This is a genomic window from Mesorhizobium sp. (assembly GCF_004962245.1).
Classification (GTDB): domain Bacteria; phylum Pseudomonadota; class Alphaproteobacteria; order Rhizobiales; family Rhizobiaceae; genus Mesorhizobium.
In genome coordinates this window covers 1-12,875 of the sequence record NZ_SUHQ01000038.1, presented here as the reverse complement: position 1 = coordinate 12,875, position 12,875 = coordinate 1, and the positions used below count along the sequence as shown (strand labels likewise).

The 12,875-nt window shown below is 59.0% G+C and carries 11 protein-coding genes and 6 pseudogenes; 13 read left to right on the top strand and 4 right to left on the bottom strand.

The features are described 5' to 3' along the window. Positions 1–115: 115 nt before the first annotated feature. Positions 116–475, bottom strand: a pseudogene (locus E5X88_RS33750) (M48 family metallopeptidase); the annotation flags it as partial. A 224-nt stretch (positions 476–699) separates the two neighbouring features. Then, a pseudogene (locus tag E5X88_RS29500) lies at positions 700–1,029 on the bottom strand (DDE-type integrase/transposase/recombinase); the annotation flags it as partial. Positions 1,030–1,189: 160 nt separating this feature from the next. Here E5X88_RS29500 and E5X88_RS29495 point away from each other — a divergent pair. The 4 genes and pseudogenes from E5X88_RS29495 to E5X88_RS29480 form a co-directional block, all read left to right on the top strand. Next, positions 1,190–1,402, top strand: a pseudogene (locus E5X88_RS29495) (twin-arginine translocation signal domain-containing protein); the annotation flags it as partial. 985 nt (positions 1,403–2,387) lie between these two features. Further along, positions 2,388–3,518, top strand: coding sequence for an ImmA/IrrE family metallo-endopeptidase (locus E5X88_RS29490; protein WP_166488026.1), 1,131 nt, complete (start codon positions 2,388–2,390; stop codon positions 3,516–3,518). 4 nt (positions 3,519–3,522) lie between these two features. Then, positions 3,523–3,966 carry a hypothetical protein gene (locus E5X88_RS29485; RefSeq protein ID WP_029354749.1) on the top strand — a complete coding sequence of 148 codons (444 nt, stop codon included), beginning with the start codon at positions 3,523–3,525 and terminating at the stop codon, positions 3,964–3,966. Positions 3,967–4,353: 387 nt separating this feature from the next. Next, positions 4,354–4,694: pseudogene (locus tag E5X88_RS29480) on the top strand (Arm DNA-binding domain-containing protein); the annotation flags it as partial. 27 nt (positions 4,695–4,721) lie between these two features. Here E5X88_RS29480 and E5X88_RS29475 read toward each other — a convergent pair. Further along, positions 4,722–5,267 carry a hypothetical protein gene (locus tag E5X88_RS29475; RefSeq protein WP_128179608.1) on the bottom strand — a complete coding sequence of 182 codons (546 nt, stop codon included), beginning with the start codon at positions 5,265–5,267 and terminating at the stop codon, positions 4,722–4,724. Between the two features lie 340 nt (positions 5,268–5,607). Between E5X88_RS29475 and E5X88_RS29470 the strand changes: the two genes are divergently transcribed. Together E5X88_RS29470 and E5X88_RS29465 are read left to right on the top strand one after the other, a co-directional pair. Next, complete coding sequence (locus tag E5X88_RS29470) at positions 5,608–5,991, top strand: hypothetical protein (RefSeq protein ID WP_128179607.1); 384 nt, start codon at positions 5,608–5,610, stop codon at positions 5,989–5,991. Between the two features lie 68 nt (positions 5,992–6,059). Next, a complete protein-coding gene (locus E5X88_RS29465) occupies positions 6,060–6,959 on the top strand; it encodes a DUF6615 family protein (RefSeq protein ID WP_366929978.1) in 900 nt (299 codons plus the stop codon). Between the two features lie 154 nt (positions 6,960–7,113). On the opposite strand, the gene E5X88_RS29460 is transcribed toward E5X88_RS29465, so the two are convergent. Next, positions 7,114–7,416 (bottom strand): hypothetical protein, encoded by a 303-nt coding sequence (locus tag E5X88_RS29460; RefSeq protein WP_127313414.1) that lies wholly within the window; start codon positions 7,414–7,416, stop codon positions 7,114–7,116. Positions 7,417–7,478: 62 nt separating this feature from the next. On the opposite strand from E5X88_RS29460, the gene E5X88_RS29455 reads away from it, so the two are divergent. The 7 genes and pseudogenes from E5X88_RS29455 to E5X88_RS29425 all read left to right on the top strand — a co-directional run bounded on the left by E5X88_RS29455 (position 7,479) and on the right by E5X88_RS29425 (position 12,655). Next, a complete protein-coding gene (locus E5X88_RS29455) occupies positions 7,479–8,543 on the top strand; it encodes a hypothetical protein (protein ID WP_292167494.1) in 1,065 nt (354 codons plus the stop codon). After that, on the top strand, positions 8,486–10,246 hold the full coding sequence (locus E5X88_RS29450; protein ID WP_292167491.1) for a hypothetical protein: 1,761 nt from the start codon (positions 8,486–8,488) through the stop codon (positions 10,244–10,246). The genes E5X88_RS29455 and E5X88_RS29450 overlap by 58 nt, the downstream gene beginning before the upstream one ends. Before the next feature lie 61 nt (positions 10,247–10,307). Beyond that, positions 10,308–10,475: a hypothetical protein gene (locus E5X88_RS29445; RefSeq protein ID WP_292167488.1), complete on the top strand. Its 168-nt coding sequence runs from the start codon at positions 10,308–10,310 to the stop codon at positions 10,473–10,475. Positions 10,476–10,663: 188 nt separating this feature from the next. Further along, positions 10,664–10,978: pseudogene (locus tag E5X88_RS29440) on the top strand (hypothetical protein); the annotation flags it as partial. Between the two features lie 56 nt (positions 10,979–11,034). Further along, positions 11,035–11,532 (top strand): annotated as a pseudogene (locus tag E5X88_RS29435) (IS110 family transposase); the annotation flags it as partial. A 156-nt stretch (positions 11,533–11,688) separates the two neighbouring features. Then, the gene (locus E5X88_RS29430; RefSeq protein ID WP_292167485.1) at positions 11,689–12,069 is read left to right on the top strand and encodes a hypothetical protein; all 381 of its coding nucleotides are present in this window, start codon (positions 11,689–11,691) and stop codon (positions 12,067–12,069) included. Next, the gene (locus E5X88_RS29425; protein WP_292167482.1) at positions 12,014–12,655 is read left to right on the top strand and encodes a hypothetical protein; all 642 of its coding nucleotides are present in this window, start codon (positions 12,014–12,016) and stop codon (positions 12,653–12,655) included. The genes E5X88_RS29430 and E5X88_RS29425 overlap by 56 nt, the downstream gene beginning before the upstream one ends. The last annotated feature ends 220 nt before the right edge of the window (positions 12,656–12,875 follow it).

Below are 12,875 nucleotides of genomic sequence, written 5' to 3'. Positions count from 1 at the left end.
AGCATGAGCGATTGGTAGTCAGGGATCGGCATCGTGCTTTCAGCCCTCGAATACACGGAATGCAGTTGAGGCGGCGAGCGCTGACACGTGGGAATATCCCCGACTGTCGGGGGCATTACTGTCGATCGGCTTCGCTGAGCTTGACCTGCGGCAACTCATCGCCGCGACACCTTACTCGTGGAGGCAATCCCTTCGAAAGCGGGGGCCTCCGACGGAGTCGCCAAAGCGAAACGCGCAAACCTACCCAATCGCGTTCCAATTCTTGCTTACGAACAAGCCAGTCTGGAAGCACGCTGTCCATCGCTTTCCAGAATTGCTTGGAGTGGTTGTGATGCAGCAGGTGAACCTGTTCGTGTAGCACCACGTAGTCGATAACCTGTACCGGCAGCTGTAGAAGTCGCCAGTTAAAGTAGAGTGTCCTATGCTTGCCGCACGAACCCCAGCGGAATCCAAGGTCCCTCACAATCACCTTAGACGATTGTCTGCCCGCTTAGTCGTTCAAGCTCGGCCGATCGTGATCGGAGCCATGCAGCCCCTTCGTCCATGAACCATCGCTGAAAATGTAGAGCAGCCTTCGGAGATCGTGGACAAGCGCGTGCGCCGTTACGATTTGACGGTGAGTGGTTTGAGCTCAGGCGCGGTGCAACGAAAGTATCTTCTATCTCGGCCGAAGCTACCGACTTCGCAGCGTTGCGCGCGTTGGACGATCTCGTCGAGCACATATCCGTCCTGATCAACCGCTCTCCACACCCAGGATTTCTGACCGTTGATGCGCACCACGACTTCATCGAGGTGCCAGACATCGTTTTCGTTTGCGCCTTCGGCGTATGCGGCGGGCATAATCAGGCAGTGCATCGGCACCATCGGAGGATGGTCTCGTGGGGAAAGACAATCCCGCGATCGAGCAGCATTTCCCTGACATCGCGCAGACTCAGATTGGAGCGGAAGTAGCCAGATAGCACGGGCCACAATTTCGATCAGGTAGTTCGATCTCGTCAGTATCGATTGTCGCGCATCTCGGAACCAGATCCGCCCTGCGTGTGAACGATCTTGAAACGAGATGATGTGGGACGACAATCGGTATTTGACCACTACCATTTAAATAGAGATTCTTTGGCCGCTCGCTTCCGCTGAGCTTGATAAAGCGCTGACATTAGCACGAAACAATGAATGGGAGGAGGAACATTTCATGTCGCAAGAACTCGAATATCTTAGCCGTTACGTCGCTGCGGGCCGCCTGAGCCGACGTGAATTTCTCGGCCGTGCGACGGCGCTCGGCGTTTCAGCGACGTTCGCCAATTCGATCCTCGCCAGCGCTGCGCGCGCGCAGGGGCCTGTCCGCGGCGGTATCACCAGGGGCGGCCTTAGTGGTGCTGGGGCAACCGACAGTCTCGATCCGGCGACGTCCTCGAAGATTATATCAAGATCGTGGATATGATCAGGCGCTTAGCGTTATCGCGAGGAACGTCAGTGAAGGAACTTCAAGTGCGTCGTAACGACACTAGCTCCTGCGAAACGTGATCATCACCTAAGTGGAAGAACCGGAGCTGTGGCCGAACAGCGACAATCACCGCAATAGGTCGGAGAACAACCCGCTGCGCGGGATGGACGCGCGTGGTAAGGTAGAGGTCACGATCCGGTTGCCGCGCCCGCATTGAGCGTCGTTCGGCGGGGCAGAGCATCACAGGCTTCGTCAACAAGAAGCCTGACCACCCCCACCCTGTTCTCGATGCACCGATCAGCCCGCCGCGCCAACGGTTGATTGACGACATGACCATGCGCCGGTTCAGCCAGGAGGCGCAGCGCAACTACGTCCGCGATGTCGGGCGGTTCGCAAGCTTCCTTGGCCGATCGCCTTGCGAGACGCTGTGTTAGAGCAGCCAATTGTTATGCGAGTGCATCTTGCTTAAGCAAATTGCACTTTTGCCAAACGTCTTTATAGACAAAATGGGCTCTGGCGTAGAGGATTAGAATAGCCAATGGGAGGGGAACGAAATGCACAATGGTCGTAAAGAGAGCGAGCTGCTCGCCCATGCAAGACTGGTCCACGGCAGCGTAGAACGACCAATACAGGGCCGCTAGCCCGAACAAGGATGTGACGGCCGCGCAGCATGTTACCCAAGTGGCCAAACTATCGTCATTGATGACGATCTCTCGCTTTGCCGATTCCAAACGTGCCCGAAGGCTGCCGGCTGATGAGGGGTTTCTCACCTTTCTTGTTCCGATTAACGTTTCGATTGCCGCGATCTGGCGTGCAAGCGGTCCTCGAGGAACGATTGCCAGCTCTCTAAAAATCGACAGCGCCAAATTCAATCCGAACGCTAGTTGAAGCAGTCCGGAAAACTCATTCAGACGAAAACACTCTGTTGCGAGCGACTGAGATGCCATTGAAACTTACCCCCCGACCTTCGGCAGTGGAAAGCATCCGCCGCGCGCGACGATTGTCAATTGAAGCGGTCGCGATTGAGGCGAATATCCGACCAGATTTCTTGACTGAAATGGAAACAACCCCAACCGACGTCAGCAAGCGAGTGGCGTTTTCACTTGCCTCCGCTCTGGCTGTACCGGTCCAGTTCCTGTTCGCCAAAGACGTAGAAATCGACGCCAATATGCCTGATTTTCGCGCCGCCAATAATAGGCCAGCGGTTCTTACATCGGCAGGACTAACGCGAATCGCGCGTGCTCGTTCTATCGCCGCCTACCTGGCGGACCGAGCGTTCGAAGACTGCGCCAGGTTCGCCAATACAAATAGCGTGACCATCCATCAGCAGTCGACCGCGCGAAAGCTATTGAAATCGCTCTATGTCCCCGTCCAGCGCGTCGATGGATCGGTGGATCCTACCCTAACGTTCAGGGAGACGCGTGTATCGCTAGAGCGGAAAGGCATCATCGTGCTCTGCGATAGGGTAGCGGACCCGTTCCGTGGGTTTTGTTACTCTCCTACCGGTGACTTTCCCATCATCTTCGTGAATACAACCGGGCAGCGGCCCGCTACCAAGCTGTTCACACTGATGCATGAAGTGGTGCATGTGCTCCTTGGCAAAACGGGAGTTTCAGACCCCGCCATTCTCAACAACCAGGTTGAAAGATTCTGCAACTCGGTGACTGCCTCGGTCATGATGCCTGCGGAGGAATTTTCCCAAGCCTATAAAAGCGTCGCGGGAAGGGGTGCCAGGGCCGTCGTTGATCTCCTTTCCAGACGATTTGGCGCCAGTAAGCAGGCGAGCGCCTTACGCGTCTCTGATTTGGGCTTGAGCAAAGGCTTTTACGCTGCGTGGTCTGCGACCCTGCCGTCTGAAGTCCCCATGATCGAAGAAGAAGACGAAGGTGAGGAAAACAGCGGGGGCGGTGGAATTAGCTCGCAGATTGCCAGGTTCGGATATCTTCTGCCTAACATGCTCACCGCCGCCGTCGACAGGAAGGCAATCTCTCAGTTCGATGCGTACCGGCTCACCAATCTGAAGCCAAGTACGATAAAGCAGATCGCCGCCATCGGTGTTAACCGGCTGGGGCCATAACAGCATGGCCTATAGCGGCATCAACTTTGTGCTTGATCTAGAGGCATGCCTCTATTTTAGCGAAGCTGGCGGAAACCTGAAAGCCGCTCTGTTCCAACGAGCGAAAGTCGAACGCATTGCGGTACCCAAAGAGGTTTTCGACCAGGTTCGTATCTTCGACAAGAGCTTGGCCGATGAGATATCGGAGTCGGACATCGAAATTGTCGAACTCGATTCCGACGTATACGTGGCCGCTTGCGCACTCAACGAAATCTTTATGACCTCAGGGCATCGGTTAAACGCGGCCGCAAACGAAAAGGTCCCCTTCATAGCGCTCGTCCATTGTGCGCAAAATGGCGCTAAGCCGCCATGCCATTTGGTATCCGGCGACAACGGACTCCACTCCTCGTCGATGAGAAGCCTCTGTGCCGCCCTGAAAGTCCCTTTCATGGAAGTCACCAGCTTCTAGCAGCATTTTGGCGCTGTGCGGGAACTTGGTGTGGGACCAAGTGGCAGCTTTGCTCGAAAACCCATCTAAGCGACTGTGCCCTTCCCAAGAGATGGGTGCACTTCACCATGTCTCCGGTATAAACCGTAACCTATGTGTCCAGAATGGACCCCTGATTTCTTTGGCGCACCCGACAGGGTTCGAACCTGTGACCTCTGCCTTCGGAGTTTTTTAGACTGCCCATCTGAAAAACGCGATAGGGGCATGTTATGATACTCTATCTCTTAGAAACTTTTAGGCAACTTGAAATGCCGAGCGACGCTCGAATCCGAAACTGCGCTCCGACTTCCGCCCTCGTGCTTACGTGGTTGCTTACGCGAGAGATCGGTGCTGGTTGGAGAGAACGTCATGACTAAGATCACCAAAAGGGTTGTCGACGCCGCCCAGGTCCGCGAAAAGGACTACGTCATCTGGGATGAGGAGCTGCTCGGTTTCGGCCTTCGTGTGTTCGCATCCGGCAAACGCAGCTATATCATCAATACAGGGCAGCCGGCCGCTCGCCTCGCTACACCATCGGCCTCCACGGGATTTGGACGCCCGAGACAGCACGACCGGAAGCGAAGGTCCAGTTCGGCCGTGTCGCTCAAGGCGACAATCCTGCCGACGAGCGTGAACTCGACTACAAAGCAATCACCATCAAAGAGCTGTGTCCGCGATATATCGCCGATCTGAACGCGGGGCTTAACCTGCAAGCGGTATGAAGCCCCGCTGCCGATTTAGTATTTCTCGAAGGTCGGATTGTAGTCTTTACAGGCCATTTCGCTCAGAATCGAATTCGAGTCGCGCAAGGCACGTAGCAAAGACGGTTTAGTAAGGCCGGCCAACGTCACTTTCTCTGCCGAAACGCCAACAATGACGCGCAGAAGAACGGCGAAGACGTGACGAATGAGATCAAGAGAGTGATCGTCGGCCCAATAGTCGCTGAATGGTCTCTTTCGCTTCTCGCCATGCCAGCGAGGATTGTTCATGAATGTCAGCGTGTCTCCCAAATTGGTGGGCACGCCATGAGCGATGTCATTCCTGATCGCAAACGCGAGACGGGCTGCATTGCACCATGTCTCAAGCAGGGGTGCGCTCCTCTCCTGCTGGCAGGGTTGAGGCGAATGTTTCAAGCATCCGATCAAATCAGAGATCATCTTCGCGTCGGTCTCGGGTCGAATGCCCATTGGATTGGCGCCCTCGAGCTTCCACAGTGCCCGCTCCAGGTGATGTTCGATGGCGGCGGCGAAGATGATGATCGCCGCGATACGCTGGCTGACCATGGGCGTCAGCCCAAGCCGCTCTTCGAGGGTGTCGGCCCTTCCATACGTCATTACAGGGGTAGTTTCATCTCGCTCACTCCTGACCGTATCCCCACAGCCGTTTCTGCCGCGCGATCTTGAGCCCGCCCGTATTGATGGAACCCCCGGCCGCAGGGCAGATCCCCTGCGATAGTCACGGAGCGAGGAAAAATCCATCCAAATCGAATTATCCTCGTTGATGGACTTCGTGACGTGAATTTCCGACGCTAAAAAGGTCGAAATGCCAATTCTTCTCAGTAGGATCAGGCTGTCGAATTACTTATCCTAAGGCATCATCGTCATCTTCGGAAAGGACGCCCCGATGACTGACAAGCGTTCCCGCGGCCGCCCTCGCGGCACAGGCAAGAACGATACAGTCTTCCTGACCATGGTTGCAGATCTCATGGTGAAGACGCCTGGCCTGAAGTATACCACAGCCATGACGCGCATCGTTCGGCAGCGCACGGACTGGGATGCGGCGAGTCCAGAGGCGGCGGTCCGTCGCTGGCAAGTGAAATGGAAGGTGCAAGGTGAGGCACTTCTCGCCGCTGCGCATGAGCGCGCCATGCCGAAGCCTGTAGCTCGGATAGGCCGTCATTCGCGCTTGCCAGACATGAGCGAGGCGCAGGCGATCGTCACGCTGAGCCTAGATGCCGTGCGGAACCACGACCCCGTTCATTACCGCTCGCTTGAAACCACACGCTAGCTCCCTGCGCTGAGTGTAGGTGATTATGGAATTCGCGGAGCGGCAATAGTCATCGTAGGATTACAACGTTGGCAACACTTTGCGACCTGGCAACACGGCTACCTCTTGTGATCGGGGGACTGCTCGACCGCGAGACCAACCTCGAGCGCGGTAGGTTCCGGGAAGAAACCATGACCGACATCCTCACGGGCGCGCTGGCCGCGTTCGCCGGTCCAGAGCTCGTCATCTCCTACCCGATCGAAAAGGACACCGGGGGTGATCTTGATCTGCGGTTCTGGAACGTGTCTGAGGGTCGCGACCTTTGGGTGCGGATCCAAGCCAAGCGCCTAAACGCCGCCGTGGTCCAAAACAAGAACCGCTCCTACAGCGAGCTGCTGCATAGGCCCTCGCCCAAGCATGACTATCAATTCCGCACCCTGCGGGACACGCCCCCGCCGTGGGTCCCACTTTACCTCTTCTACAATCATGCGAGTGTGACGATGGACCCTAACTTCGGGGGGCTGGTCCCCTCTGTCAGCGGGGCGAACCTAGCCTTTGCGAGCGACATCGCCGCCGAACTGGAGGCGAAGCTCGCTGGTGCCAGTGGGACGCCGAAAACGGGAGCGCTTAACAAGCGTCTGTCCCATCTGCGGCCTCATTTCTTTTGCCTCGAGGCACTACTTTGTCCTCGGAGCACGGTTCGGAGCGAGACGGTTCCGACACCTGATATGGTCTCTGCCTTCCTGAGAGAGCGATATGTTCGTAGCGCCCCTGCCAGGCCTCGCGAAAGGTACGGGGACGAAACCTTCCGCCGGCTATCTGAACCTCATGAGCTCATGACAGCTGATGGGATTGGTCGGACCTTGCAGGACGGTCCGGCGGTACGTATCGACCGGCAGCTCGATTACCCGTTAGTTACGTTCATCTCCGGTCGCACCGGAGACTCCCGTACGCCTGTCATCAGCGACGTGCCCTCACAGCGAGGCTGAGCTGGGGCTCGCCATTAATAGGGATTGGCTGGCTAAATTGGGGGGCGGACTAAAGACATTTGGGCCCAGCGGCCCATTTCAGGCAAAGCTTGCGTAGTAACTTTGCGCCTCATTTTGGCTCTGGTCGACTTCCAAGCACTTGACAAACTACTGGTCAATTCGTCGATCCAGCGGAGCGGAGGTCGGAAGAGAACCGCGTCGCGTGGAGCCGGTCCATCTCTGTGTCGAACCGGTGCCACAGAAGAACGCCCTCCTCACCGAGCATTTCGCTGTCGCGTTGGAAGCGGTTCTCCTCGTGCACGGCGTCCAGCGGATCGCGCCAAGGGAAGATTGCCGTGGCTTCGAGCTTGGCCAGTGTCGTTTCCAGACGCGATCGGATCGCTACCCGCTCTGATTGCGATAGCGTGTTGCGTTCGGCGTCGTCTTGCGCGAACAAGTCTGCTTGAGCGAATCTCATGGTGGCAACTTATGCTCTCGCGCATGCGGCGGCAACGGTACAGCCTCAAGCGGGAGGGGAAAGTGGCAAACAGTTGGCGCGGAGATCGTCTGCCCGACATCGTCCGATCGATGGCTTCCCGGCCACGACACGAGGCGTTGCGGGGCCTGATCACGGAACTGCTGCGAGAAGGCTTCGGCGCCGCGTTCAGCGAGTTAGAGCACGAGCGCTACCTTGTCGACAACAGTGGGCGGATCGACGTGGCGTGGGGCGCCACCGTGATCGAGCTGAAGAGCGATCTACGGCGCGAAGAGCGTGATGTCGTCGCCCGTATGCCCGACTATCTGGCCGATGCAAGCCGCGGCAGCGCACCTGGCCGTACCACCGTCGGTCTTGCCACCGACGGCGCGACGCTGCTCGCTTACACGCTGGATCTCGGCAGGCTCACGAGCATCGGCCGCTATGACGTCGACGTCGACCACCCCGAACGGTTGCTGACCTGGCTCGAGCCGCTGCTCTCGCCCGTTCCCGAGGTGATGCCGACACCGATCGCTGTCGCGCTCGCGTTCGGTCGATACAGCCTTGCCTTCGGCCGCGCGCACGCGCAACTGCAGCGCCTGTGGTCCGAGGTCGGCGACCATCCCGAAGTGCGGTTGAAGCGGAACCTGTGGGATGGGTTGCTGCGCCAGGTATACGGCGATGACGTGGGCAGTGATGCGCTGTTCCTCCAACACACCTATCTGACTATCCTCGTGAAGGCGATCGCGGCGCGCGTCCTCGATCTGGAAATTGGCGATCCGGCGGAGATGCTGTCGGGCCGGTTGCTGGCGAATGAGGGTATTGTCGGCGCCGTCGAGGCTGACTTCTTCGACTGGCCCCTACTCGCAACGGGCGGCGATGACCTGGTGCGTTCGCTTGCCGCCGAAACGATTCGTTTTCGCCTGCGCGATGTCAAGGTCGACGTGCTCAAGAGCCTCTACGAGAGCCTGATCGACCCCGACGAGCGCCACGACCTCGGTGAATACTACACCCCCGACTGGTTGGCCGCGCGGGTGGTCACGGCGGCTATTCCTCGCCCGCTGGAACAGCGGTGCTCGATCCGTCCTGTGGCTCTGGGACCTTTCTGTTCCATGCGCTTCGCCGCCTGATCGAAGCCGGTCGGCAGGCTGGGGTGCCACCAGCCGAGATCGTCGAGACTTGTGCCGATCGCGTGTTCGGGATCGACGTGCACCCTGTCGCGGTCGCGCTCGCGCGCGTCACGTGGCTGCTGGCACTCGGCGATTTGGTACAGGATCGGCCGCCCACGCTCAGCGTGCCGGTTTATATGGGCGACTCGATGCAGTGGAACCTGCGACCGCTGGGCGCATCGGCCGAAGTGCTGGTCGACGTGCCGCCCAACGATCCGCCCCTGCGCATCCCCGCCGGCTTGGCGAGCGACCAACATCTGTTCGAGCGTGCGCTCGACGAGCTCAACCGCGGGCTCGACACGCTCGCCGAGCCGGAGGCCATTCGCCATGCCATCGCTCTCGCCGGCGCGACCACCGAGGACGCGGCCATGCTCGGCCAAACCTTCGCGCAGCTCAAGGAACTCTATCTTGACGGCCGCAACCACATCTGGACTTTCATTCTGCGCAACTTGCTGCGCCCAGTGTGGCTGTCGCATCCCGATCACCGGGCTGACGTCCTGATCGGCAATCCGCCCTGGATCGTTTATCGCCACCTGAGCGCGGACATGAAGGACCGGCTGCGCGAGGCGCTGCGGAGCTACAATCTCTGGGTCGGTGGCAGTCTGGCCACACAACAGGATATGTGTGCGCTGTTTTGGGCGCGCGGCGCGGAACGCTACCTGCGCGACGGCGGCGTGCTGGCGCTCGTTCTGCCCTATGCCGCGCTCAACGCTCCCGTGTTCGCCGGAATGCGCGACGGGGGCATGGAGCGCGTGCGGGTAGCGATCATCGGCGGTTGGGGTCTGGAGCGGGTGTGGCCGATCTTCGGTGCGCAATCCGGCAGCAGCACGAGGAGCACCTGTGTGCTGTTCGGTGAGCGTGACCGTGCCGGGCCGCCGCCGGCGGAATTCGATCGCTGGGTAGGTGTGCTTCCACGGCGTGATGCCAGCGAGGCCGAGGCGGCCCAGGTGCTCGCGCATATGCGCGCGGCTTGGCCAAGGCCGAGAACGCTACTTGCTGCATCTCCATATCGGACACGCTTCCGTAATGGTGCAAGCCTCTTTCCAAGGCGCTTTGTTCTCGTGGAGTATGCCGCAGCCGGACGCCTGCAAAGCCGCCGCGATGCGCCGCGCCTGCGCGGCCGTGTTGGTAGTCTCGACAAGCGGCCGTGGACCGGCGTCGAGCCTCCCGAGGGCCCGGTCGAACGCATATTCGTGCGTCGAATTGCGCTGGGAGAGTCCGTCGCACCTTATCGGGTCCTCGACCTCGTGACGGGCGTGGTTCCGATGGAGAGCGGTGCAATCCTCACGGCGGCAAGCGCTGACGCACGAGGCCATCGTGGCCTTGCGGCGTGGTTGCGCGATGCCGAAACGAAGTGGAACGAGCATAGCAACAAGGGGGTAGACGGCGCGCCTCGTATGACGCTGACGCGGTCGCTAAACCACCTTCAAAAACTGGTGGCGCAGGCGGCGAGATCGCCGATTCGAGTTCTCTACACGAAAGCTGGAACGCGATTGAGCGCGTGCTGGCTAGAGGACGACGATGTGATTATCGACCACAAGGCCTATTGGTCGGCCGCCAACTCACTTGAAGAAGAAGCCGCGTACGTTGCTGCCGTCCTGAACACGAGTATTGTGCTTGATCGCGTAAAGGACCTTCAGCCAGTCGGACCGAGATCCGCGTGACTTCGACAATCTCGTCTGGACGCTGCCTATCCCTGAATTCGACGCTTCCGAGGCACTGCACGTGGACCTTGCCGCGGCGGCGCTGCACGCTGCCGGAATCGCCGCCCGCATCGAACTACCCGACAGCGCGCACTTCACCGCCAAGCGGCGGGCGATCCGGCAAACACTAGTCGACGACGGCGTAGCGGAAACGATCGAACGCCTTGTCGACGCGCTACTTCCACCTTGACACCCGCACTAGAGAAGGTCCGCTATCGGAACCAATCCGCCCGTCCCCTGCCGTCCGCTCCCGGGCCTTATGCTGCCCCTTAGCCTGACGAATTGCAGAGTGCCGTTAAACCAAGTCATATAATTCGTGTCCACTTGCTATGCATTCGAATGTTAATATATTGTGCGTATGAGAGGTCGTAATTTGTCATAATCCACGCACAGCTCGCACACTCCAAGGCGGTCTCAGGCTTTGTCGATAGCCTTCAGGAGCCGCGCACGCCTTATATCTCGCCGAAGCGCCTGTCGCAGGCGCTGGGCGTGAAGGTGGCCAATCTGGCACAGTTGACCGGGGTTCATCGCAACACGCTCCGCAATCCCTCATCGGAACGCCTGCAGGGCCGGATGCGCGAGATGGTACAAGTGATCTCGGCCGCGACGGAGCTCACCGGCGACGTCGACAAGGCGATCTACTGGTATCGCAACGAACCGATCGCCGACTATGGCCACCACACGGCTGCCGATAGGGTGCTACAGGGCTGAGCATGCTCGTCGCGTTGGTTGAGGACGAGGGGCACGACCTCATTCCCCCGCTTGCCCGATCGGCCCTACAGCAATTGCGTGAGGTGCACGAGAAGGTCGGTGAGCTGGACCGACAGATTCACATCTGGCATCGTTCGCACGAGTTGAGCCGTCGCCTCGAAACGATCCCCGGCATCGGTCCGATCACCGCCAGCGCAATCGTTGCGACCGTGACAGATGCTTCCCTGTTCAAATCCGGCCGGCAACTCGCGGCTTGGCTTGGCCTGGTGCCGCGACAGAACTCATCCGGAGGAAAGGATCGGCTCGGGCGGATCAGCAAGCAAGGCGATCCCTACATCCGTCGCCTTCTTGTTGTGGGAGCCCATGCCGTGCTTCGCTTCTGTCGTAAGGGCAAAGCGGCACCCACTCGCTGGGCTGCCGAGCTTCTGGCGAAAAAGCCGTACAACGTCGTTGCGGTGGCCTTGGCAAACAAGATGGCCCGGATCGTCTGGGCGCTGATGACTACGGGCAAGCGCTTCGCGGATTCACCGGCGTAGTGACGTAGTCGCAGAGGATGCACAGAGGTTGGTGAGGTGCTGATGGTGTGATGACCGACGGTCGAACCGGGATCGGAAAAACCCGCTCAGTGGGTGCCGCTCAAAAAGCGCGTTGACCCGTCTGGGATCCGATCCGCGGACTTCAAGGCCAGCGGCATGAACAGGCCGCACTCAAAGGCCGAATACATGCCTGCACCCGACCAACCTGTCATCGATGTCAGAAACCCCTTGCCACACGGAGGCTGTCCATACATGCACTGTCTTCTCGGATCCGAGACCGGAAAGGCCGCGCTCGGCGATCTCGATCTTGGCGCCGACTGCGTGCGGCACGCACGAATGTTTTTCGACCGTCCCGACTATGACCTCGCCTCAGCAGTCCCGGGCAGCTTCGCGATCGCGCCCGCTCCAAAGATGGTGGACGCGCTCACGCGCGACTATGCCAATACGGCGGCCATGATCTTCGGCACTCCGCCGAGTTTCGATGACATTCTGGAATCAGCACGGCAGATTGAGCAGGACATCAACACCCATTCCTAGTCGCCTGGCCACGTCGCCGGGGCATCATCAAGGCGGTGTCGAGCAAATGGTCTGCTACTTCAAACCCGAGGGCATCGAAAAACATCACGCTGGCCGAGGGGACATGCATCGGCAGTTCGCTGAACTGCGGGATCGCTTTCTTGGTCGTAAGTATCAAACCGAGCGTGGCCACGAGTTCGAAATCACCGAGAGGGACACGGTCTTCGACGCGACGCTGACTATCCAGGCAGCATTGGCAGCCGCACAGCAGGCTGCGGAGGACGAGGATTTATTAGGCGAAGGCACCGCCGACGTGCCCCCTGTAGAGTCGCCTGACTGGCTTCTAACCAGAGAAGAAGTAGCCATTCTCCAAGAGGCCGGCGTCGAACTGGAAGATGAGTACGCGCGCAACCTCGAGCGCTTAATGGAGGGTCCTGCACAGTCTCCGTTTCGTCTCCCAACGCACCAAAAAGGCAACTGCGCAGAGCAAGCCTTCTATCCATCAATCTCCCTTTTCAAAATCATCATATCTCTGACCAACACTGCGATATTTTTCGCGGCGGAAGGAGCCAGGCACAGTCATTTCCATGCGCAACAGCATTTCTAAGTTTCTCAGCTCGCCGGAACACGTCGGCGGCCGATGTCGCGCTCCGGGGGAGCTCTATTCCTTTTCGAACAATATCAGATTTGTCGCAGAACTGAGTGAATAGGATCTCGTCCACAAATCCATCATCACTCTTCGCATCGGCGATCACTTGAGAAATCTTCTTTCTTCGATCGTGCCCCATGGCGTGGTGTAGGTAACGGCATTGGTCGCCGTGCTCTCC